Annotated in this window: 23 protein-coding genes and 1 tRNA gene; 21 read left to right on the top strand and 3 right to left on the bottom strand. The window is 64.4% G+C overall.

The window, feature by feature from the left end; translation table 11 throughout:
- Nucleotides 1-5: 5 nt before the first annotated feature.
- Nucleotides 6-1,397: an amino acid permease gene (locus FFS68_RS06445; protein WP_137752373.1), complete on the top strand. Its 1,392-nt coding sequence runs from the start codon at nucleotides 6-8 to the stop codon at nucleotides 1,395-1,397.
- On the opposite strand, the gene FFS68_RS06440 is transcribed toward FFS68_RS06445, so the two are convergent.
- Nucleotides 1,349-2,341, bottom strand: coding sequence for a LysR family transcriptional regulator (locus FFS68_RS06440; RefSeq protein ID WP_137752372.1), 993 nt, complete (start codon nucleotides 2,339-2,341; stop codon nucleotides 1,349-1,351). The two genes, FFS68_RS06445 and FFS68_RS06440, sit on opposite strands and share 49 nt — an antisense overlap.
- Nucleotides 2,342-2,526: 185 nt before the next feature.
- Between FFS68_RS06440 and FFS68_RS06435 the strand changes: the two genes are divergently transcribed.
- On the top strand, nucleotides 2,527-3,519 hold the full coding sequence (locus FFS68_RS06435) for an amidohydrolase family protein (RefSeq protein WP_137752371.1): 993 nt from the start codon (nucleotides 2,527-2,529) through the stop codon (nucleotides 3,517-3,519).
- Nucleotides 3,520-3,606: 87 nt separating this feature from the next.
- On the opposite strand, the gene FFS68_RS06430 is transcribed toward FFS68_RS06435, so the two are convergent.
- Nucleotides 3,607-4,053: a VOC family protein gene (locus FFS68_RS06430; RefSeq protein WP_137752370.1), complete on the bottom strand. Its 447-nt coding sequence runs from the start codon at nucleotides 4,051-4,053 to the stop codon at nucleotides 3,607-3,609.
- A gap of 12 nt (nucleotides 4,054-4,065) precedes the next feature.
- Complete coding sequence (locus tag FFS68_RS06425) at nucleotides 4,066-4,869, bottom strand: aspartate dehydrogenase (protein WP_137752369.1); 804 nt, start codon at nucleotides 4,867-4,869, stop codon at nucleotides 4,066-4,068.
- A gap of 185 nt (nucleotides 4,870-5,054) precedes the next feature.
- Here FFS68_RS06425 and FFS68_RS06420 point away from each other — a divergent pair, with 185 nt between their 5' ends.
- The 19 genes from FFS68_RS06420 to FFS68_RS06330 all read left to right on the top strand — a co-directional run bounded on the left by FFS68_RS06420 (nucleotide 5,055) and on the right by FFS68_RS06330 (nucleotide 20,472).
- Nucleotides 5,055-5,882 (top strand): sulfite exporter TauE/SafE family protein, encoded by an 828-nt coding sequence (locus FFS68_RS06420; protein WP_137752368.1) that lies wholly within the window; start codon nucleotides 5,055-5,057, stop codon nucleotides 5,880-5,882.
- A 153-nt stretch (nucleotides 5,883-6,035) separates the two neighbouring features.
- Nucleotides 6,036-6,953, top strand: a complete 918-nt coding sequence (locus FFS68_RS06415; protein ID WP_249340048.1) for a fumarylacetoacetate hydrolase family protein — start codon at nucleotides 6,036-6,038, stop codon at nucleotides 6,951-6,953.
- A 2-nt stretch (nucleotides 6,954-6,955) separates the two neighbouring features.
- On the top strand, nucleotides 6,956-7,993 hold the full coding sequence (locus FFS68_RS06410) for an ABC transporter substrate-binding protein (protein WP_249340047.1): 1,038 nt from the start codon (nucleotides 6,956-6,958) through the stop codon (nucleotides 7,991-7,993).
- Complete coding sequence (locus FFS68_RS06405) at nucleotides 7,993-8,550, top strand: VOC family protein (protein WP_137752365.1); 558 nt, start codon at nucleotides 7,993-7,995, stop codon at nucleotides 8,548-8,550. Before FFS68_RS06410 ends, FFS68_RS06405 begins: the two co-directional genes overlap by 1 nt.
- Nucleotides 8,547-9,302 carry an ABC transporter permease gene (locus FFS68_RS06400; protein WP_137752364.1) on the top strand — a complete coding sequence of 252 codons (756 nt, stop codon included), beginning with the start codon at nucleotides 8,547-8,549 and terminating at the stop codon, nucleotides 9,300-9,302. The genes FFS68_RS06405 and FFS68_RS06400 overlap by 4 nt, the downstream gene beginning before the upstream one ends.
- Entirely contained in the window at nucleotides 9,299-10,048 is a 750-nt protein-coding gene (locus FFS68_RS06395; protein ID WP_171003764.1) for an ABC transporter ATP-binding protein, read from the top strand. The genes FFS68_RS06400 and FFS68_RS06395 overlap by 4 nt, the downstream gene beginning before the upstream one ends.
- On the top strand, nucleotides 10,048-10,875 hold the full coding sequence (locus FFS68_RS06390) for an alpha/beta hydrolase (protein WP_137752363.1): 828 nt from the start codon (nucleotides 10,048-10,050) through the stop codon (nucleotides 10,873-10,875). Before FFS68_RS06395 ends, FFS68_RS06390 begins: the two co-directional genes overlap by 1 nt.
- Nucleotides 10,872-12,350, top strand: coding sequence for a 2-hydroxymuconic semialdehyde dehydrogenase (locus FFS68_RS06385; RefSeq protein WP_137752362.1), 1,479 nt, complete (start codon nucleotides 10,872-10,874; stop codon nucleotides 12,348-12,350). The genes FFS68_RS06390 and FFS68_RS06385 overlap by 4 nt, the downstream gene beginning before the upstream one ends.
- Nucleotides 12,351-12,368: 18 nt before the next feature.
- Complete coding sequence (locus FFS68_RS06380; protein WP_137752361.1) at nucleotides 12,369-13,148, top strand: fumarylacetoacetate hydrolase family protein; 780 nt, start codon at nucleotides 12,369-12,371, stop codon at nucleotides 13,146-13,148.
- Nucleotides 13,145-13,582 (top strand): RidA family protein, encoded by a 438-nt coding sequence (locus FFS68_RS06375; RefSeq protein ID WP_137752360.1) that lies wholly within the window; start codon nucleotides 13,145-13,147, stop codon nucleotides 13,580-13,582. The genes FFS68_RS06380 and FFS68_RS06375 overlap by 4 nt, the downstream gene beginning before the upstream one ends.
- 5 nt (nucleotides 13,583-13,587) lie before the next feature.
- Entirely contained in the window at nucleotides 13,588-14,127 is a 540-nt protein-coding gene (locus FFS68_RS06370; protein WP_137752359.1) for a 3-hydroxyanthranilate 3,4-dioxygenase, read from the top strand.
- Entirely contained in the window at nucleotides 14,124-14,906 is a 783-nt protein-coding gene (locus FFS68_RS06365; RefSeq protein ID WP_137752358.1) for a fumarylacetoacetate hydrolase family protein, read from the top strand. Before FFS68_RS06370 ends, FFS68_RS06365 begins: the two co-directional genes overlap by 4 nt.
- Before the next feature lie 4 nt (nucleotides 14,907-14,910).
- On the top strand, nucleotides 14,911-15,840 hold the full coding sequence (locus FFS68_RS06360) for an acetaldehyde dehydrogenase (acetylating) (RefSeq protein WP_137752357.1): 930 nt from the start codon (nucleotides 14,911-14,913) through the stop codon (nucleotides 15,838-15,840).
- Nucleotides 15,837-16,865 carry a 4-hydroxy-2-oxovalerate aldolase gene (gene dmpG / locus FFS68_RS06355; protein WP_137752356.1) on the top strand — a complete coding sequence of 343 codons (1,029 nt, stop codon included), beginning with the start codon at nucleotides 15,837-15,839 and terminating at the stop codon, nucleotides 16,863-16,865. The genes FFS68_RS06360 and dmpG overlap by 4 nt, the downstream gene beginning before the upstream one ends.
- Nucleotides 16,866-16,946: 81 nt before the next feature.
- A tRNA-Thr gene (locus FFS68_RS06350) sits at nucleotides 16,947-17,022 on the top strand.
- A gap of 167 nt (nucleotides 17,023-17,189) precedes the next feature.
- A complete protein-coding gene (locus tag FFS68_RS06345) occupies nucleotides 17,190-18,407 on the top strand; it encodes an integrase arm-type DNA-binding domain-containing protein (RefSeq protein ID WP_137752355.1) in 1,218 nt (405 codons plus the stop codon).
- A gap of 19 nt (nucleotides 18,408-18,426) precedes the next feature.
- On the top strand, nucleotides 18,427-18,666 hold the full coding sequence (locus tag FFS68_RS06340; protein ID WP_137752354.1) for a sigma factor-like helix-turn-helix DNA-binding protein: 240 nt from the start codon (nucleotides 18,427-18,429) through the stop codon (nucleotides 18,664-18,666).
- Between the two features lie 51 nt (nucleotides 18,667-18,717).
- Nucleotides 18,718-19,662 (top strand): HEPN domain-containing protein, encoded by a 945-nt coding sequence (locus tag FFS68_RS06335; protein ID WP_137752353.1) that lies wholly within the window; start codon nucleotides 18,718-18,720, stop codon nucleotides 19,660-19,662.
- Nucleotides 19,663-20,034: 372 nt separating this feature from the next.
- Complete coding sequence (locus tag FFS68_RS06330) at nucleotides 20,035-20,472, top strand: MucR family transcriptional regulator (protein ID WP_137752352.1); 438 nt, start codon at nucleotides 20,035-20,037, stop codon at nucleotides 20,470-20,472.
- Nucleotides 20,473-20,632 lie beyond the last annotated feature (160 nt).

Raw genomic sequence — 20,632 nt, 5'->3', positions numbered from 1 at the left:
GGGGAATGGCGATGGACGAACAGGCCTTTGTGGACCGCGAGGGCGGACTTGAGCGCGGCTTGACCAAGGCGCAGATCATCATGATCGGGCTGGGCGGCGCGATCGGCACCGGGCTGTTCATGGGGTCGGGCATCGCGATCGGCTATGCCGGTCCCGCGGTGCTGGTCAGTTATGCGATCGCGGCGTTGATCGCGGTGATCATGGTGTTCAGCCTGTCCGAAATGGCGGTCGTCCACCCGACCGCCGGGTCGTTCGGTACCTATGCCGAAATCTATCTTGGCCCGATGATGGGGTTCATCGTCCGCTATACTTACTGGATCCAGCAGGTGCTGCTGATCGGCAGCGAGGCGGTCGCGGTCGGCATCTATATGAGCTGGTGGTACCCCGATACGCCGGTGTGGATGTGGGCGATCGGCAGCGCCGCGGTCGTCGTATGGGTCAACACCCGCGCGGTGCATAATTTCGGGTCGGTCGAATATTGGCTGACCGTGATCAAGGTGTCGGCGATCGTCGGTTTCATCATGGTCGGCCTGTCGCGCATCTTTGGCATCGTCGGCGATCCGGTCGGGCTGCACAATGTCACCGGGCTCGCGGGCGGCTTTTTCCCCAACGGCTTTTCAGGCGTGTGGATGGCGGTGCTGATGGCGCTGTTTTCCTTCATGGGGCTGGAGTTTGTCGTCGGCACCGCCAGCGAGGCGAAGGATCCGAAAACCGCGATCCCCGCGGCGCTGCGCACGATGGCGGCGCGATTGTTCCTGTTCTACATCCTCGCGCTGTTCATCATCGTCGCCTTCCTGCCGTGGACTGAATCGGGCGCCAAAGTTGTCACCGAGAGCCCGTTCGTGAAGATGTTCGCGAGCGCCGGGATTCCCTATGCGGCGGGGGTGATGAACTTCGTCGTCGCCTCGGCGGCGTTGTCGGCGATGAACACCAGCATCTATATGGGGTCGCGGATGCTGTTTTCGCTGGCGCGCGGCGGCTATGCCCCGCGCGCGCTGGGTCAGTTGAACGCGCAAAAGGTGCCGATGCGCGCCACATTGCTGACCGGCGTCTGTATCCTCGCCGCGGCGTCGGTGTCGATCCTGACCCCGCTGGCGTATAATTATCTGTTCGGGATCACGTTGTTCGGTGGGCTGCTCGTGTGGAGCACGATTCTGGTCAGCCACCTGCGTTTCCGCCGTCAGCATCGCGCCGCCGACCTGCCGGTACAGATGCCGTTCTTCCCCTATGCCCAGATATTGGGGCTGGCGCTGCTCGCCGCGATCGCGGTGACGATGGCGCTCGATGCGGACTTTTGGCAGACCGCGGTGATCGCCGGGGTGCCGTGGCTGGTCGTGGTAACTGCGGCCTATTTCGTCTGGCGGCGCGTGGCCGCGGGATCGTCGGCCAAATCCTGATCCTGCCCCAGTTCGGCGCGGATTTCGGCGGCGATTTCCTGGACGATGGCCATGAAATAACTCGCCGCCGCCGATAGCTCGCCATGCGCATGGGTGGTCGCGCCGATGCGCGAATTCGCGCCCTCCAGGATGACGGGCAGCGCGGTCAGCCCCGCCTGACCGATGCCGACCTGATGCGGCATGGTGGCCAGCATGTCGGTGTTCATCAACAGCGCATGGTTGGTCAGGATCGACACCGATTCGATGACGTCGTTCGGCGGTTCCAGTCCCTCGTGGCGAAAGGCATGATCGACCTGTCGGCGCAGCGACGTTTGCGGCGGCGGCATCACCCACGCCTGATCGATCAGGTCGGCGAGCGTCAGGCCGCTACGCTGGGTCAGCGGATGTCCCTCGCGCACCATGATCGACACGGTATCGAGATACAGCACTTGCTGTTGCAGTCCCTCGCGCTCGCGATATTCGGGCAGGCGGCCCAGCACGACATCGATGTCGCCGGTGCGCAGCCCGGGCATCAGACGATCGATCGTGCCTTCGTCGACCGTCACCGCGATCCCGGGACGCCGTTCGCGCAGCCGCGCCAAGGCGCGCGGCAGCAGCGAGGTCGACGCGGCAAGCAAGGTGCCGACATGGACGCGGCCCGACAGGCCTTCCTCCAGCGATTGCAATTCTTCACCCGCATGACGCAGCTGGGTCAGGATCAGCTTGGCATGTTTGATCATCACCCGGCCGAAATCGGTCGGCGTCACCCCGCGCGACGACCGGTCGAACAGCTGGACGCCCAGCGCGTCCTCCAGCTCCTTGATGCTCTTGGTCGCGGCGGGCTGGGCGATGTTCAGCGCCTGCGATCCTTTCAGCACCGTGCCTTCGTCAGCGATCGCGGTCAGGAGGCGGAGCTGGCGCAATTTCAGCCGACTCAGCAGAAAATTTTCGTGGAACTTTGGCATCTTGCCCCCCTGGCGCCGATTTGGCTTAGTTATAGCCATTTTATAATAGCGAGGGCAAGTCTCGGGATTATTGTTGATAGCTAAGCCTCGTTACCCACGGTCATGGCCTGCGCCCAAATCGGCGAGCAGGCACGACGGCGAACGGGGATGCGGCGACAGTCATGACCATAGAGGCTTCACAAAAAATGGCGGTCATCGACATGCACAGCCATTTCTTTCCGTTGATGGACGCCGCGTACCGCACCTGGGCCGAAACCGAAGGCCTGCCATGGCTGCACGACGCCGGCGGTGGGGCGGGGTTCATCATGCAGGGCGCAAGTGAATTTCGTCCCGTCGACGACATATTGTGGGATCCGGCGCGGCGGGTCGAGGCGCTCGATGCGCAGGGCATCGACTTGCAGATCATCTGCGCCACCCCGATCATGTTCGGCTATAGCCGCCCGGCGGCCAAGGCGCTCGCGTGCGCGCAGCGTTTCAACGACGCGGCGCTGACATTCTGTGACCATGCACCTGGCCGGATGAAGGCCTTGGCGCAGGTGCCGTTGCAGGACATCGACCTGTCGTGCGCCGAAGTCAGCCGCGCGATGGATGCGGGGCATCTGGGGGTGCAGATCGGCAACCATATGGGGCTGCGGAACCTTGATGACGCGGGCATTTTGACCTTTCTGGCGCATTGTGCCGACGTCGGTGCCGCGGTGCTGATCCATCCCTGGGACATGATGGCGCGCGAGCGGATGCCAAAATATATGCTGCCGTGGCTGGTCGCGATGCCGGCCGAAACACAGCTTTCGATCCTGTCACTGATCCTGTCGGGCGCGTTCGAGCGCCTGCCCAGGACCCTGCGTATCTGTTTCGGCCATGGCGGCGGCAGTTTCGCGTTTCTGCTCGGCCGCGTCGAAAATGCGTGGAAGCATCGCGACATCGTGCGCATCGACTGTCCCAATCCGCCGTCGAGCTATGTCGATCGCTTCTTCGTCGATTCCGCGGTGTTCGACCCGCGCGCGCTCAGCCTGTTGGTCGATGTGATGGGCGAGGACCGGGTGCTGCTCGGGTCGGACCATCCGTTCCCGCTCGGCGAACAGGATATCGGTTCGCTGGTGCAGGGGCATGACGGGCTGAGCGCCGCGCAGAAGGCGAAGATCCTGAGCGGCAATGCGAAAGCGTTCCTGGGTCTGTAGCGCGAACCCATCCGCCGATGAGGGACATAAAAAGGCGGCCGGAGCGATCCTCCGGCCGCCTTTCTTTGGTGGGGGAGCGCGTCGTGGTCAGGGTGCCTTGGGGGCGCCCTGAAAACTTTCGGTCCCGGCCCAGCCGCGTTCAGACACATCGACCATGACATTTTCGGGGCCGGTCATCTTGTATTCGGCGTTGTCCTTGGCCGGGTTCTTGCCCAGCCCCTGCGCCAGATTGACGTCGTGGCGCGGCGCGTAGCCCGAATTTTCAAACCGCTCGACGACCGCGGCGATGTCGTCGCACTGGAACCCGATATGGTGCAACCCGGTATAGCCTTCGGGAAATTCCATTCCCGCGGCAGGGCGGTTCTTGAAGCATAGCAGCGCGATGTTGATGTGGCCGTCGGTGACATAATAGCCCCGCGCGTTGCGGCTATCGATCTTGCCGGCCAGCGTCCAGCCGAGCACGTCGGTGAAAAAGCCGACCGAATTGTCGGGGTCGGCGGATGCGATCGCCACATGGCGCAGGCGGGTGGTCATAAATGGGCCTTTCTAGGTTCCGATACGGATGGGGCTGACGAGATCGTTGAGCGCCGCGACGATGCTTTGCGCGGTGATCCGGCCGGTGCCGGGGTTCTCGTCGGTGGGAATATTCTGGATCGCGAGTTCCAGTCGCGCGCTGTCGGAATCAACGACGATGTGATGCGTGTTGCGCTCGAGCGCCGGGTCGGCCCAGATTTCGAGCCGGGTCCGGTCGGGGCCGACGCCGGCCATGCCCAGCGCAGCGGCGACATTGACGTTGGCGGGAAAGGCGAGGGCGCCTTCGCGCGCGCTGCCCTCAAAGATCTTCAATGGCTCGGTCAGGTTCGACAGGTCGATGTTGTGGCGCACGACATGCTCGGCCTTGACCAGCGACTTCACCGGCTTGCGTGTCACCATCGTCACCGAGTGGATGGTGCCGATCGCTGCGGCGCGCACAGCATCGAGACCGAGCAGCGCGCCGGTCGCCAGGATGATGCGCCCGCCCTGCGCGCGCGCCAGATCGGCCGCCTCGGGCCATTGCATCAGCGCCGCACCGCTGACCGTCACCAGCGTCTTGCCGGCGCGCAGCGTGGCTTCGGCGATGTCGCGGAAGGCTGCGGTCGGGGCGCTGTCGACGATGACGTCGGACAGGGCGACGAGTTCGGCGGTATCGACGATGGGAACCGGCGAACGCAGCTGCGCCATCGCGGCGGCGGCGCGGGTGCGGTCACCCGCCGACACCGCGGCGAGTTCCAGCGGCAGCGCGCTTGCTTCGATATGGCGCGCGACGACGCGGCCGATGGTGCCGAACCCGGCAATGCCAATCTTGATCATGGCCCCGCGCTACGAGGTCTTTGCTATATAGGATAATATCCATTGTCCGCCGCGCTATCTCGGAAAGGATATAGAAGGCGCGACCATCGGCGATATGCATTTTTGGTTATAGATAGTCCCGGTTTCTATCTTTGACTGCATATCGACCAACCCGCACAAGCAGGATCCAACTTACGGGGGAACCGATGCATTCGCTTTTGAATCCTGATCTGCTGACGCTGGCGGCGATGATGCTGCTGACCGGAGCGGTCGGCGGCGTGATCGCCGGGATGCTGGGCGTCGGTGGCGGGATTGTGATCGTGCCGGTGCTCGATCTGGTGCTGGCGGCGCTCGACGTCGACAGCTCGGTGCGGATGCATGTCGCGGTCGCGACCTCGCTCGCGACGATCATCCCGACCGCGATCTCGTCATCGCGCGCCCACCATGCCAAGGGCGCGGTCGATCGCGATCAGCTGAAGCGTTGGGGCGCCGCCATCTTTCTGGGCGCCATCGCCGGCGTCCTGCTCGCGTCGCGGGTGACCGGCGACATGCTGTCGGCGGTGTTCGGGATTGTCGCGCTGATCGTGGCGATCAAGATGCTGTTGCCGCTGGAGGGCAAACATATCGCCGATGCCGTCCCCGGCGGGGCGGTTGGTCAGATCATCCCCTTTGGCATCGGCGGCATCTCCAGCATGATGGGGATCGGCGGCGGCACGCTCAGCGTGCCGGTGATGACGCTGTTCAATGTTCCGATCCACCGCGCGGTCGGCACAGCGGCGCTGTTCGGGCTGCTGATCAGTGGCCCCGCGACGGCGGCGTTCATCGCCACCGGGTGGAATGTCGAAGACCTGCCGCCGGGGAGCCTTGGCTATGTCAATCTGATCGGCTTCGCGATCATCGCCCCGGTGTCCTATCTGACCGCTCCGTGGGGCGCCCGCATCGCGCACGCGCTGTCGAAGCGCCAGCTGAGCCTGATGTTCGGGCTGTTCCTGACCGTGGTGGCGGTGCGCATGTTGCTGCGGGCCTTTGGTTGAGATGCCGTGCCAAGCGCCGCGTCCTCCTCGCCCGATAGCCGCCGACCGGCGACGCTCGACCGCCGTACCGCGTTGGCAGCGCTCGGCGCCGGACTGGCGGTCGGCTGCACCGCTCCGGGCTTTGCCCATGATTTTCGAAAGGATGATCGACCCATGACCTGGTTTGCCCTTGCCACCCGCAGCGGCGCTGATGGCCCGCGCCCCGTGATTCAGGTCGGCGACGCCTTTCACGACCTCCACGATGCCGCCGCCGCGCATGGCTTTGCCGCCGTCGCTGGCGACGTGTCCGCCATCATTCGCGATTGGGACGCCCGCCGCGAGCCGCTGTTCGCGCTCGCCCGCGCGCTGGAAGGTGTATCGGGCGAGATGGAGGCGCCGCGTCTTGCCGCCCCGTTCGAGCCGCGCCGCATCTTTGCCGCCGCGTCGAACTTCATCGAACATGCCGAGGAAATGCAGACCAAGCTCGCGGCCAAGGCCGACAGCGAACCCTATATCTTCCTCAAGACGATCGAAAGTGTCGTCGGACCGGACGACATGGTCGTCGTCCCGCCGCAGGTCTCGCGCCCCGATTGGGAGGTCGAGCTGGGCGTCGTGCTCGGCCGTGCGGGAAAGAGTGTCGCAGTTGCCGACGCGCACGAGATGATCGCCGGCTATACGATCGTCAACGATGTGTCGGCGCGCGACCGGACCCGGCGCAGCGACTTTCCCTTCTCGCACGACTGGTTCCGCGGCAAGAGCTTCGACAGCTTTACCCCGCTCGGTCCCGTGTTTGTGCCGCGCGATTGCCTGGGTGATCCGCACGACATCCGCCTGGGGCTGAAGGTCAACGACGTCGTCATGCAGGACGGCAACACGTCGGAGATGATCTTCAACATCTATGAACAGATCGCCTATCTTTCGACGATCCTGGAACTGCGCGCGGGCGACCTGATCGCGTCGGGCACCCCAGCCGGGGTCGGCATGGGGCGCGGCGTCTTTCTAAAGGACGGCGATGTGATGACCGCGTGGGTCGATGGCATCGGCTCACTGCGCAACCCCGTGTCGGCGCCGCACCTGCCTAAAGGAGCATGACCATGGCCACTATTTCCCGCCGTTCGCTGTTCGCGCCGATCTTGGTCGTCGCCGTCATCGCGGCGCTGACCCTGTGGAGTGCCTTTGGCAGCAGCGCGCCCAAGATGGTGCAGCAAGCCGACGCGCGCACCGTGCGCTTTAACATGGCGTGGCTCCCGCAGGGCAGCATGGCCGGCATCTTTGTCGCGATGGACAAGGACTATTTCGCCGAAGCCGGGTTGAATGTCGAAGCGGTGCGCGGCTTTGGCGGCATCCGCACCGCCAATGAACTTGATCAGGGCATGTTTGAATTTGCCTATATCGACCCGCTGTCGGTCGCGCTGAACCGGTCGAAGGGCGGCGCGGCGCGCATGATCGGCGGCATCAACATGCGGCTGCCCGCGGGCGCCTGTTTCGTCAAGGAACGCCACGCCATCACCAAGCCCGCCGACCTGGCCGGTCTGCGCTTTGGCGCCGGGCAAAGCTCGGCGATTCAGGCGCTGCTGCCGGCGTGGCTGAAGGGCAATGGCGTCGACCCGGCGCGCGTCGAACAGATTCAACTCGACCCCGCGATCGTCGTGTCGTCGCTGGTCGAGGGGCGGATCGACGCCGCCGAATGCTGGCTGGGCAATTCGATGGCGCTGTTCGACAAGGCGGCGAAGGCGAAGGGCGTGACGATCGGGCGCATCGCTTATGCCGATTTCGGGCTCGACGTGTACGGCAGCGGCTTTGCGACGCGCGACGCGCTGATCGACAAAGACCCCGAGCTGGTGCGCGCGTTCCTGAAGGCCGCCTATCGCGGCTATGCCGATGCGGCGCGTGATCCCAAGGCGGCGCTGGCGATCACGCGCAAACATTATCCGTTGCTCGACGAAGCGGTGACCGAGCGGCAGATCCGCGAGACCGCCGACCTGATGGCGGCCGAGGGCGGGTCGCACCGCCTGAAGCCCGAAAAGGTCGCGCGCACCGTCACCTATCTGCAGGCGAGCGGCCAGCTGCAGGGTTTCGATGCCACCGCGGCGCTGTTCACCAACGCCTTCGTACCGATGGGGAAGCCGTGATGACCGATCCCGCCGCCTATCGCCCGCGCCCGACCCGGCTGGGCCATCTGGTCCTGAAAGTGCGCGACATCGACCGTTCGCTCGCCTTTTACAACGAGGTCGTCGGCCTTGAGGTGTCCGACTGGATCGACCATCATATGGTGTTCCTGCGCGCGGGCGCGGATCATCATGATCTGGCGCTGTTGCAGCTGCCGCCCGGCCATGGCGCGGCGCCCGCGGGGCATTATCCGGCGGTCGAACATTTCTCCTATCGCCTCGAAAGCCTGGACGAGATGGAAAAGGTGGCGGCGATGCTGATCGCACGCGGCATCACCATCGACCGCGGCATCGGCAAACATGGCCCAGGCGCCAACAGCTTCCTCGTTTTCCGCGATCCCGACGGCAACAATGTCGAATTCTACACCGACATGACGCAGATCGACGCCGACCATCCCTACACCGCGTCGGTGTGGGACGGCCAACAGCTCGACACATTCGACCGCTGGCACCTCGAGCATTTTCTGGTGCCGCCACCGGCACGCATCAGCGCGCTGATCGACAAGGAGGACGGGCAATGAGCGCGTCCGCCGTCACCCGCGACCATGCGATCAGCCTGGGCTTTTTCCTGTTCCTCGGCCTCGCTTGGGAATTTGGCGTGCGCTGGTCGGGGGTGCAATCTTATCTGTTGCCGCCGCCGAGCGCGATCCTCGCCGAACTGTGGCAGTCGCGCGGGCCGATCTTGGCGCAAAGCTTGGTCACGCTGACCGAGGTGTTCTGGGGCTTTATCATCGCGGTGGCGCTCGGCGTGCCGATCGCGGCGCTGATCTTTTTCTCGCGCACCGCGAAACGCACCGTCTATCCGCTGTTCGTTGCGCTGCAGAGTATTCCCAAGATCGGGCTCGCACCGCTGATCGTCGTCTGGTTCGGTTATGGGCTGACCTCGAAACTGATCATGGCGTTCCTGTTCGCCTTTTTCCCGATCATCATCTCGACGCTCGGTGGGCTGGCGAGCACCCCGGCGCATCTGGAGGAACATTTCCGCGCCCTGCGCGCAACGCCGATGCAGAGCTTCTGGCGGCTGCGCGTGCCCGCGGCGCTGCCGAGCTTTCTCGACGGGTGCAAGGTTGCGATGCCGCTGGCGGTGATCGGCGCGGTGGTCGGCGAATTTGTCGGATCGAACGACGGGCTGGGCAATCTGATCCTGACCGCGTCGGGTTCGGGACATACGACGCTGACCTTTGCGGCGTTGATCGCGGTGACTTTGATGTCGCTCATTCTTTTCTATGGCGTGGCCTATTGGGAACGCTTCATCTGGTGGCGGGCGGCATGAGCGCGGTGATTTCGATTTCGGGCGTCGGCAAGGCGTTCGGCGACCTCCGGGTGCTCGGTGATGTCAGCGCCGATATTGGCGCGGCAGAGTTTGTGTCGGTGCTCGGCCCGTCGGGCTGCGGCAAGAGCACGCTGCTGCGCCTGATCGCCGGGCTGACCCCGTTCGAGGACGGCAGCATCAGCTTCAATGGCGCCGCGGTAACAGCGCCCGCACCCGAGATGGGGTTTGTGTTCCAGACATCGAACCTGCTGCCCTGGCTCAATGTGCGCGACAATCTGTTGCTCGGCGTCGATCTCGACGCCGCGGTGCAGCGGCCAAGCGACGCGGTGTTCGCCGATCTGGTCGAAACCCTCGGCCTGACCGGGTTCGAGGCGAGCCATCCGCACCAGCTGTCGGGCGGGATGCGGCATCGCGTCGCGATCGGGCAGGCGCTGGCGCGTAATCCGCAGGTGCTGCTGATGGACGAACCCTTCGGCGCGCTCGACGCGCTGACCCGCGACCGGCTGAACATGGAATTGCTCCGCATCTGGCAACGCGATCGCAAGACGGTGGTGCTGGTCACCCACAGCATTTCCGAAGCGGTATTGCTGTCCGACCGGGTGCTGGTGATGTCGGAGCGGCCGGGGACGATTATCGAGGATGTCCGCATCGACCTGCCGCGCCCGCGCGACCCCAGCGTCACGCGCGAGGATCCGGCCTTCGGCGACTATGTCGTGCGGCTGAGCAAATTGATGGGGGTTTTGTGATGGAGAGCGGGATCTTGGCGACCGCGGGCGCCGAAATCTATTGGCAGGCGCATGGTCAGGGACCGGCGGTCGTGCTGGCGCATGGCATCGGCGGCAATCATGCGATCTGGTATGCGCAGGTCGATGCGCTGGCGCGGTCGAACCGCGTCATCCTGTTCGATCATCGCGGTTTCGGCCTGTCGCGCGATCTGGACGGGCGCGGGCGTGACGCTTTTATCGACGATCTGACGGCACTGCTCGACCATCTGGGCGAGGCGAAGGTGGCGCTGGTCGGGCAGTCGATGGGGGCGGGCAGCTGTATCGGTTTTGCGCACCGCGCGCCCGAACGGGTCGCGGCGCTGGCGATCTGCGACAGCCTGCACGGCATTGCCGAGACGGACGCGGTGAAGGCGATCATGGATGCGGCGAGGGCGAAAACCGCAACGATGGGACAGATCGACCGTGTGCTCGGCATCGGTGCCCCGCGCGAACTTGCGATGCTTTATCGCCAGATTGCGAGCTTCAATGCGGTCGATCGCCGCAGCCTGACGGGCCGTTTCGACGCACGGCCTGCCGCCGACCTTGGCGGCAAGGGCTTTCCGATCCTCTTCCTCTGCGGGGTCGGGGACGTCATTTTCCCGATCGAGGCGGTGCGGCTGGTTCAGGCTGAGGTCGCGGGCTCCTTCCTCGTCGAGGTGAATGAGGTTGGCCATTCGGCCTTCATCGAGGCGCCGGTTCAGTTCAACGATACGCTGCTTTCGCTGCTCCAGATGGCGGGGCATGTTGGCAAGGGTGGTGCGGTGCACAGCAACACCGCGGGATATGCGCGGGTCGGGGACGAGGCATGACGAAGACTGCCTATCCTTTCGCGGCGCGCGAAATTCAAAATTATGTCGACGGCGCTTTCGTCGCGACCGGCGAGCATTTCGACAATGTGAACCCGGTGACGGGCGAGGTCGCGGCGCGGGTGTCGCTGGCCGACCAGCCGCTCGTCGATCGCGCTGTGGCCGCCGCGCGGGGGGCACTCAAGGGGCCGTGGGGCAAGATGTCGCAGGGCGAGCGGTGCAAGTTGCTCGTCCGCGTCGCCGAAGGCATCGAGGCGCGCTTCGACGAATTCGCCGCGGCCGAGATCGCCGACACCGGCAAGTCGCTGCATCAGGCGCGCACGATCGACATTCCGCGCGGCGCTGCCAATTTCCGTGCCTTTGCCGGGCTGGCTGAAGCGCGCGCGATGCCCAGTTTCCGCACCGACCTGCCCGATGGGCGCAGCGCGATCAACTATGCGATCGCGCGGCCATTGGGCGTTGTGGCGATCATTTCGCCGTGGAACCTGCCGCTGCTGCTGATGACGTGGAAGGTCGCGCCGGCGCTCGCTTGCGGCAATGTCGTCGTGGTGAAGCCGAGCGAGGAAACGCCATCGACCGCGGCGCTGCTGGCCGAGGTGATGGACGAAGCCGGGGTGCCGCCAGGGGTGTTCAACCTGGTCCATGGCTTTGGCGGCGCGTCCACCGGCGAATGGCTGACCGCGCATCCCGACATCGACGCAATCACCTTTACCGGTGAATCGGCGACCGGCGGCGCGATCATGCGCGTCGCGGCGGCTGGGGTGAAGCCGGTGTCGTTCGAACTGGGCGGCAAGAACGCCGCGCTGGTCTTTGCCGACTGCGATTTCGACGAGGCGGTGGCGGGGACGGTGCGGTCGGTGTTTTCCAACTGCGGGCAGGTGTGCCTGTGCACCGAGCGCGTCTATGTCGAGCGGCCGATTTTCGACCGCTTCGTCAAGGCGCTGGCCGAGCGCGCCGCGGAGCTGACCATCGGCGATCCCTGGTCGGGCGCCGACATGGGGCCGCTGATCTCGCACGGCCATCGCGACAAGGTGCTCGGCTATTACCAGCTCGCGCGCGACGAGGGGGCGACGGTGGTGACCGGCGGCGGGGTGCCCGCGTTCGGCAGCGCGCTCGATCAGGGGGCGTTCGTCCAGCCGACGATCCTGACCGGACTCGGCCCCGACGCGCGCTGTGTGCGCGAGGAGATTTTCGGCCCGGTCTGCCATATCGCGCCCTTTGACCGCGAGGACGAGGCGATCGAGCTGGCGAACGACAGCGCTTATGGTCTGGCGGCGGCGATCTGGACCCGCGATGTCGGGCGCGCGCACCGCGTCGCCGCCCAGATGGAAACGGGCATCGTCTGGGTCAATGAATGGTTCCTGCGCGACCTGCGCACCCCGTTCGGCGGCATGAAGCTGTCGGGCATCGGGCGCGAGGGCGGCGAACATTCGCTGGGCTTTTATTCCGAGCCGACCAATATCTGTGTGAAGCTGTAGGGAAAGGAGCCGGACGACATGGCCGATATAGCTGCAATCGCCGCAAGGCTCGACGACGCGGCGCGCGGGGCGCGGGCGATCGCGCAAATCACCGGGCAGGAGGGCGAATTATCGCTCGCCGACGCCTATGCGATCCAGCGCGCCGCGATCGACCACCGGCTGGCGCGCGGCGCGACGCTGGTCGGGGTGAAGATGGGCTTCACCAGCGAGGCCAAGATGGTACAAATGGGTCTGACCGACCAGATCTGGGGGCGGCTGACGTCGGACATGGTGGTCGCGAATGGCGCGTCGATCGACCGCGACCGCTTCATCCATCCGCGTGTCGAGCCCGAGGTCGCGGTGCGGCTGAAAGCGCCGCTGGCGGGCGAGGTGACGCGCGAGGAAGCGCTGGCGGCGGTCGATGCGGTCGCGGCGGCGCTGGAGATTATCGACAGCCGCTACGAAAATTTCCGCTTCGCGCTGGGCGATGTGGTCGCCGACAATGCCTCGTCATCGGCCTTTGTCGTGGGGCCGTGGCTGCCCGCCACCACCGACGTCGCCGATGTCGCGATGGCTATGCGGGTCGACGATGTCGTCGTCGAGACCGGGTCGAGCGCGGCGATCCTGGGCGACCCGATCCGCTCGCTCGTCGCCGCGGCGCGGCTGGCGGGGGCAGCGGGGCTGACGTTGCAGCCCGGCTGGACGATCATGCTGGGCGGCGCGACCGCGGCGGCGGCGATCGGATCGGCGCGCGCGGTCTCGCTCGACGCCGCGCATCTGGGCCGCGTCGGCTTCACGATCACAGGCGGCGTCGCATGAGCGGCGAAGGCAAAGGCCGGGTCATCCCCGGCAAGGCGCGTCCGCGCGGCCGCTTTCCGCATTATCGCTGCGCGGGCGATTTCGTCTTTGTGTCGGGCACCAGTTCGCGCCGCCCCGACAATAGTTTCGCGGGCGCATCGGCCGACGAATATGGCACGGTCAGCCTCGACATTCGCGAGCAGACGCGCGCGGTGATCGACAATATCGCGGAGATCCTGGCCGATGCCGGCGGATCGCTCGCCGATGTCGTCGATGTCACCAGCTTTCTGGTCAACATGAATGATTTCGGCGGCTATAACGCGGTTTACGCCGAATATTTCGACGAAGCTGGTCCGGCGCGCACGACGGTCGCCGTCCACCAGCTTCCCCACCCGCACCTGCTGATCGAGATCAAGGCCACTGCCTTCATCCCGCGCGCGCCCACGAAAGGATAGCGCCCATGCTGACCTATGGATTGCCCTTCAATTTCCGCCAGTGGATCGAGGATCACCGCGATGTGCTGAAGCCGCCGGTCGGCAACGCGCAAATCTGGGAGGATGCCGATTTCATCGTCACCGTCGTCGGCGGCCCGAACCAGCGCACCGATTATCATGTCGACCCGCTGGAAGAATTTTTCTTTCAGCTGGAAGGCGACATGAATCTGCGGCTGTGGACCGATGACGGCCCCCAGGACATGCCGATCCGCGAGGGCGACATCTTTCTGTTGCCGCCGGGCGTGCCGCATTCGCCGCAGCGCCCGGTGCCGGGCAGCGTCGGGCTGGTGATCGAACGCAAGCGCCCCGACGGGATGATCGACGCCTTCCAATGGTATTGCGACGATTGCGGTCACATCGTCCACCGGGTCGAAGTGCAGCTGAAAAGCATCGTCCGCGATCTGCCGCCGCTGTTCGCCGCTTTTTATGCCAGCGAAGAGCTGCGCACCTGCGGCCATTGCGGCGCGGTGCACCCCGGCAAACATGGGCCGCAGGCCGCCGCATGAGCAATATGCACAACCATGCCGCACGGCGGCTGCGCGATGCCTATTCGGGCGGGGTCATCGAACCGCTGCGCGACGTGCTGGCGCCGACCGACGCCGACGGCGCCTATGCGGTGCAGACGATCAACACGCGCTTCTGGGAAGCGCAGGGGCGGCGGATCGTCGGGCGCAAGGCGGGGCTGACGGCAAAGGCGGTGCAGGTCCAGCTGGGCGTCGATCAGCCCGATTTCGGCGTCTTGTTCGCCGATATGCAGATTGCCGATGGCGGCACGCTCGATCCGGCGCGCACGATCCAGCCGAAGGCCGAAGCGGAGATTGCGTTTGTGCTCGGCGCCGATCTGCCCGATCCGGCAACGACGGTCGAGCAGGTGGCGGCAGCAGTCGCGCGCGTCCATGCCGCGATCGAGATCGTCGACAGCCGCATCGCCGAATGGAAAATCACCTTTGCCGATACGGTGGCGGACAATGGCTCGTCGGCTTTCTTTGTGCTGGCCGATGCGGGACTGGCGCTGACCGGCCTCGACTTGGAGGGCGCGGCGATGGAGATGATAGTGAACGGCAGCGTGGCCTCGGCCGGGTTCGGCGCCGCGGCGCTCGGCAATCCTCTCAACGCCGCCGCTTGGCTGGCGCAGACACTGGCGGCGCGCGGCGAGCCGCTGAAGGCGGGCGACATCCTGCTGGCGGGCGCGCTCGGCCCAATGGTCGCGCTGACGCCCGGCGACCATGTCGTCGCCAGCATCGCGGGCATCGGCAGCGCCAGCTTCACCTATGGCGAGGGCTGACCCGATGGCGAAGACCAAAGTCGCGATCATCGGGTCGGGCAACATCGGCACCGACCTTATGATCAAGATCATGCGCCTGTCCGGCACGCTGGAGATGGCGGCGTTTGTCGGCATCGATCCCGAGTCCGATGGGCTGAAACGCGCCGCGCGGCTCGGCGTGCCGATCACCGCCGACGGCCTCGACGGGCTGGTCGCGCTGCCCGGCTTTGCCGACATCGCGATCGTTTTCGATGCGACCTCGGCGGGGGCGCACCAGCGGCACAGCGCGGTGCTGATCGCCCATGGCAAGCGCGTCGTCGATCTAACCCCCGCTGCGATCGGTCCCTATACGATCCCGCCGGTGAACGGCGACGCGCACCTCGATAGCGCCAACGTCAATATGGTGACGTGCGGCGGGCAGGCGACGATCCCGATCGTTGCGGCGGTGAATCGGGTATCGAAGGTGTATTATGGCGAAATCGTCGCCTCGATCGCCTCGAAAAGTGCGGGGCCGGGCACGCGCGCCAACATCGACGAATTCACCGGGACCACGAGCCAGGCAATCGTAGACGTCGGCGGCGCGACGCGCGGCAAGGCGATCATCGTCCTCAACCCTGCCGAACCGCCGCTGATCATGCGCGATACCGTTTATTGCCTGTGCGACGACGGCGACCGCGAGGCGATCCGCGCCAGCGTCGAGGCGATGGTGGCCGAGGTCCAGACCTATGTCCCCGGCTACCGCCTCAAACAGGCGGTGCAGTTTGAAAGTATCGGCAGCAACGCGCCGCTGCATATCCCCGAAATGGGTGGCAGCTTCACGGGCCTGAAGGTCAGCGTCTTCCTCGAGGTCGAGGGCGCGGCGCATTATCTGCCGGCTTATGCGGGCAATCTCGACATCATGACCTCGGCGGCGCTGAAGACCGCCGAGAAGATCGCGCAAAGGCTGGCGGCATGACCTTGGATCCCACGACCACCAAGCTCTACATCCAGGACGTGACGCTGCGCGATGGGATGCACGCGATCCGGCATCAGTACGGGCTCGATCATGTGCGCGCGATCGCGAAGGCGCTCGACCGCGCCAAGGTCGATGCGATCGAGGTCGCGCATGGCGATGGCCTGCAAGGGTCCAGCTTCAACTATGGCTTTGGCGCCCACACCGACTGGGAGTGGATCGGCGCTGTCGCCGAGGTGCTCGAACATAGCGTGCTCACGACATTGCTGCTGCCCGGCATCGGCACGATCCACGATCTCAAACGCGCCTATGATCTGGGCGTGCGCTCGGTGCGGATTGCGACCCACTGCACCGAGGCCGATGTCGCGAAGCAACATATCGAGGTTGCGCGCGGCATCGGCATGGACGTGTCGGGCTTTTTGATGATGAGCCATATGTCGGCGCCCGAACCGCTGGCGCAGCAGGCCAAGCTGATGGAAAGCTATGGCGCACATTGCGTCTATGTCACCGACAGCGGCGGGGCGATGACGATGGACCAATATGCGGCGCGATTGCAGGCTTACGACCGCGTCCTCAAGCCCGAGACCCAGCGCGGCGTCCACGCGCATCACAACCTCAGCCTTGGGGTCGCGAACAGCATCGTTGCGGCGCAGAATGGCGCGATCCGCGTCGATGCCAGCCTGGCCGGCATGGGGGCAGGGGCGGGCAATGCGCCGCTCGAGGTGTTCATCGCCGCCGCCGACGTCCTTGGCTGGAACCATGGCTGCGACCTGTTCGCACTGATGGACGCCGCCGAGGATCTGGTGCGCCCGCTGCAGGACCGCCCGGTGCGCGTCGATCGCGAAACGCTCACCCTCGGCTATGCCGGGGTGTACTCCAGCTTCCTGCGCCATGCCGAAAAGGCCGCGGCCGACCACGGCCTCGACACCCGCGCGATCCTGGTCGAACTCGGTCGCCGCAAAATGGTCGGCGGCCAGGAAGATATGATCACCGATGTCGCGCTCGACATGCTGCGCGACCGCCGCTAGGCCGCCGCCGCCCGGCAACGAAAATTGAATCGCCACGGCGCTTGTCTTCGCCGGGCCACGCTGTTAGAGGCGCGCCTCGTTGCCGCTTTAGCTCAGTTGGTAGAGCACATCATTCGTAATGATGGGGTCACAGGTTCGAGTCCTGTAAGCGGCACCAGTCCCCGTCCCGATAAGTGGCGGAAAACCTTGAAAAATTAGCTCTCATCTGCTATACGCAAGGCGTTGATCGTCTGTGCGCGTCCACGCAAATCCGTGGCTGTCTGACCCTCTTTGGGGGCCATTTTTTCGGCGATTGACCAGTTCGAGTCCTGAATTGGAGTTGCCATGCTCACGGTCATTCAAATCCAGAATCTCAAGCCCAAGGCAAAGCCTTTCAAGGTGTCCGATGCCGACGGGCTTTTTATCCTCGTTCAACCCAACGGTTCGCTCCTGTGGCGGCTTAAATACCGGATAGATGGCCGGGAGAAGAAGCTGGCGCTTGGGAAATACCCCCAGGTCAGTCTGAAAGCCGCGCGGGAGAAGCGCGACGAGGCCCGGAAGAAGATCGCCGAGGGCGTCGATCCGGGCAAGCAGCGGCGCGAGGCGAAGATCAAGGCGATGACGGAGGCGCGCAATACGTTCCGCTTGGTCGCCGACGAATATATCGAAAAGATGAAGGTGGAAGGGAAGTCGCCCGCCACGATCAGCAAGCTGCGCTGGTTCAGCGATCTACTCAATCCCTACATCGGACACGTCCCGGTCGCAGAAGTGTCTCCGCACGAGTTGCTGGCGGCGCTTAAGCGGATCGAGCGGCGCGGACATCACGAAACGGCGCTGCGGACCCGCTCGTTCGCTGGCCGCGTCTTTCGCTATGCCATTGCGACGCTTCGCGCCCAGTATAATCACGCCGACGTGCTGCGCGGCGCGCTGGTCATTCCCAAGGTCAAACATCGCTCCGCGATCCTCGAACCCAAGAAGGTCGGCGAACTGCTGCGCGCCATCGGCGATTACTCCGGTCGCGTCGAAACGCGGATCGGCCTGCAATTGGCTGCCCACGTCTTTCTGCGTCCCGGTGAAATCCGAACCGCCGAATGGGACGACATCGATCTGGCCGAGGCGGTTTGGCACGTTCCCGCCGCCAAGATGAAAATGAAGCGGCCCCACACCGCTCCCCTGTCGCGTCAGAGCGTCGAACTGCTACGCGAACTGCAATCGCTCCAGCATCCCTCCACCTACCTCTTCCCGGCCTTCCATACGCCGAAGAAAACGATGAGCGAGAACACGCTGAACCAAGCGCTGCGCCGGATCGGCTACACCAATGAGGAAATGACCGCGCACGGGTTCCGCGCGGTCGCCAGCACGTTGCTCAACGAGTCCGGTCGCTGGCATCCCGACGCTATTGAGAAATCGCTCGCCCATCACGATCCTGACCGCGTTCGCTCGGCTTATAATCGCGGCACTTTCTGGGACGAGCGCGTTCGCATGGCGCAATGGTGGTCGGACTATCTCGACAAGCTTCGCGACGGCGCCGACGTCGTGCAGCTCGATTTGATGCGAGGCTAAGGTGTCCGGCACAAGCACGTTGAGCGCCGACGAGCGGCGCAGGCTGCGTCGTTACGAACGCGCGGTTGACCGCATGATGCCGATGCAGCGCGCGATCTTCCTCGGCCATGTCGTCGAGGATCTGACATACCCCGAACTTGCCGACAAACACGATATCAGCATCATTGAAGTTGAATGCCATATGTGGCGGGCGCTTGCGCAGGTTGACGATTACTCCACGAAAAAGACCCGCCCGTGGTGGCAATTCTGGCGCCGCTGACGGCGCTTCGACCTTGCCAATCCGCCGCCGTCTCGACAGGGTGCCGCTACCATGAAAACCGACCTCGATCATCTTCCGGCGAACAAGCAGCGCGAACTTGAACGCGTGAAGCAGATCATCTTCGAAGAGTTTGAGGATGCGCTCGCGCTCGGCACGATGAGCTGGAAAAAGAAGGGCCGGATCGACAAGCTGATCCTCTATGGCAGCTATGCGCGCGGCGGCTGGGTGGACGAGCCGCACACCGCCAAGGGCTATCGGTCTGACTTCGATTTGCTCATCATCGTCAACGACAAGCGACTGACCGAGAAGGTCGATTTCTGGCTCAAGCTGGACGACCGGCTCATTCGTGAGCTGGCGATCGACAAGACGCTGCACACGCCGGTCAACTTCATCGTCCACACATTGCAGGAGGTAAACGACGGGCTGGCGCATGGGCGCTATTTCTTCATGGACGTAGCCAAGGACGGGATTGCGCTCCACGAGTTTGACGAGAAGCCTCTGCACACGCCGAAGCCGAAGACGCCCGAACAGGCACTGGCAATGGCGCGGGAATATTTCGACGAATGGTACCCGAGTGGCGCAGAGTTCTTCGACAATTATAAGTTCAATCGTGAGCAGGGCCGAAACAATAACGCTGCGTTTCAGCTGCATCAGGCGACCGAAAGGCTGTACCATTGCGTTCTGCTGGTCTGCACCTTCTACACGCCGCACGTCCATAACCTCACCTTCTTACGCACCCAGGCCGAGCGGATCGACATGCGCCTAGTTGACGCTTGGCCGCGTGAGCGTCGCGAAGATCGGGCGCGGTTCGAGAAGCTGAAAGAGGCTTATGTGAAGGCTCGCTATTCGAAGCATTACCGAATCACCGAGGAAGAGCTTCTGTGGCTGGGTGGTTGCGTCGAGGAACTAGGCCGCGCCGTTCACGCCATCTGCTCCGAACGCATCGCCGAACTCGACGCGCGAGCGAGGCTGCCCCCCTACGTTGCCCCATCCTGAACCCCTGCGCGGACCGCCACGTTTCCGGGCCGCGATGCTCCGCATCGGACCCATAATTTGAATACACACCTCACGCACGGGTGCATGGCGGTTTTCCGCCACTTTTCGAGGCAGCGATTCGGCAGCTCCTTGATTGCGCTCCCCAAAAATGGCGGTTTTCTGCCCTAATTGGAGGCAGCGCATTGGCAGCTCGTTCAGCGGGAACCCGAAAAACTGAGCGGCGGATCAGCCGCTCTTTTTTGGCCTTGTCGGGGCCGTGAGGTGAGCCTTGCTCCGTCGAAACTCGGTCGCGCCAGGTATGCCGTTTGTTCAGAGCGCGTTGTCCTGCTAGGAGCGCAGATGAAATAGGTTAGGCACCGAAGGATCATGACGATGGAAGACTCTGAAACCTTGGTCACGCTGACCGCCGACATCGTCGCCTCCCATGTCAGTAACAACAGCGTCGCCATATCGGATATCCCGCTGATCATTCGATCGGTACACGATGCGCTGGCAGGCCTTGGCACCACCGTTGCTCCCGAGGTCAAACAGGAACCGGCAGTTTCAATCCGTGCGTCGGTTAGGCCGGATTACATCGTCTGTCTTGAGGACGGCAAGAAGCTCACGATGATGCGTCGCTATCTGATGACCAACTTCGAAATGACGCCGGACGAGTATCGCGCCAAGTGGAACTTGCCGAAGGATTATCCGATGGTCGCGCCGAATTATTCGGAACGCCGGCGCGTGCTTGCGAAGGAAATCGGGCTCGGAACAAAGGGTCGCGGCGGCGGACGGAAGCCCGCCGCACGCGGACGCCCAAAAGCCAAATAGCCTCGCTCCCGAGGGTGCGCATCGCACTCTCGAAATTTGGCTAAAAAGTAAGCGTGGTCAGGAAACCGCCATCGCTTAGCTGTCGCGGGATTTAGCGTCGGTGTAGGCGGCTCTTCCCTGTGCCCGTCGCTTGGCGAGCTTCGCCATGCGTGCGTTGATC

The organism is Sphingopyxis sp. L1A2A, from assembly GCF_005502465.1.
Classification (GTDB): Bacteria; Pseudomonadota; Alphaproteobacteria; order Sphingomonadales; family Sphingomonadaceae; genus Sphingopyxis.
The sequence above is the reverse complement of the archived record's forward strand: the minus strand, read 5'-3'. Positions and strand labels throughout refer to the sequence as shown.

Bases quoted from the DNA above. Each gene is read 5' to 3' on its own strand.
- FFS68_RS06445 (WP_137752373.1), top strand. From the start codon at position 6: ATGGCGATGGACGAACAGGCCTTTGTGGACCGCGAGGGCGGACTTGAG.
- FFS68_RS06440 (WP_137752372.1), bottom strand. From the start codon at position 2,341: ATGCCAAAGTTCCACGAAAATTTTCTGCTGAGTCGGCTGAAATTGCGC.
- FFS68_RS06435 (WP_137752371.1), top strand. From the start codon at position 2,527: ATGGCGGTCATCGACATGCACAGCCATTTCTTTCCGTTGATGGACGCC.
- FFS68_RS06430 (WP_137752370.1), bottom strand. From the start codon at position 4,053: ATGACCACCCGCCTGCGCCATGTGGCGATCGCATCCGCCGACCCCGAC.
- FFS68_RS06425 (WP_137752369.1), bottom strand. From the start codon at position 4,869: ATGATCAAGATTGGCATTGCCGGGTTCGGCACCATCGGCCGCGTCGTC.
- FFS68_RS06420 (WP_137752368.1), top strand. From the start codon at position 5,055: ATGCATTCGCTTTTGAATCCTGATCTGCTGACGCTGGCGGCGATGATG.
- FFS68_RS06415 (WP_249340048.1), top strand. From the start codon at position 6,036: ATGACCTGGTTTGCCCTTGCCACCCGCAGCGGCGCTGATGGCCCGCGC.
- FFS68_RS06410 (WP_249340047.1), top strand. From the start codon at position 6,956: ATGGCCACTATTTCCCGCCGTTCGCTGTTCGCGCCGATCTTGGTCGTC.
- FFS68_RS06405 (WP_137752365.1), top strand. From the start codon at position 7,993: ATGACCGATCCCGCCGCCTATCGCCCGCGCCCGACCCGGCTGGGCCAT.
- FFS68_RS06400 (WP_137752364.1), top strand. From the start codon at position 8,547: ATGAGCGCGTCCGCCGTCACCCGCGACCATGCGATCAGCCTGGGCTTT.
- FFS68_RS06395 (WP_171003764.1), top strand. From the start codon at position 9,299: ATGAGCGCGGTGATTTCGATTTCGGGCGTCGGCAAGGCGTTCGGCGAC.
- FFS68_RS06390 (WP_137752363.1), top strand. From the start codon at position 10,048: ATGGAGAGCGGGATCTTGGCGACCGCGGGCGCCGAAATCTATTGGCAG.
- FFS68_RS06385 (WP_137752362.1), top strand. From the start codon at position 10,872: ATGACGAAGACTGCCTATCCTTTCGCGGCGCGCGAAATTCAAAATTAT.
- FFS68_RS06380 (WP_137752361.1), top strand. From the start codon at position 12,369: ATGGCCGATATAGCTGCAATCGCCGCAAGGCTCGACGACGCGGCGCGC.
- FFS68_RS06375 (WP_137752360.1), top strand. From the start codon at position 13,145: ATGAGCGGCGAAGGCAAAGGCCGGGTCATCCCCGGCAAGGCGCGTCCG.
- FFS68_RS06370 (WP_137752359.1), top strand. From the start codon at position 13,588: ATGCTGACCTATGGATTGCCCTTCAATTTCCGCCAGTGGATCGAGGAT.
- FFS68_RS06365 (WP_137752358.1), top strand. From the start codon at position 14,124: ATGAGCAATATGCACAACCATGCCGCACGGCGGCTGCGCGATGCCTAT.
- FFS68_RS06360 (WP_137752357.1), top strand. From the start codon at position 14,911: ATGGCGAAGACCAAAGTCGCGATCATCGGGTCGGGCAACATCGGCACC.
- dmpG (WP_137752356.1), top strand. From the start codon at position 15,837: ATGACCTTGGATCCCACGACCACCAAGCTCTACATCCAGGACGTGACG.
- FFS68_RS06345 (WP_137752355.1), top strand. From the start codon at position 17,190: ATGCTCACGGTCATTCAAATCCAGAATCTCAAGCCCAAGGCAAAGCCT.
- FFS68_RS06335 (WP_137752353.1), top strand. From the start codon at position 18,718: ATGAAAACCGACCTCGATCATCTTCCGGCGAACAAGCAGCGCGAACTT.
- FFS68_RS06330 (WP_137752352.1), top strand. From the start codon at position 20,035: ATGGAAGACTCTGAAACCTTGGTCACGCTGACCGCCGACATCGTCGCC.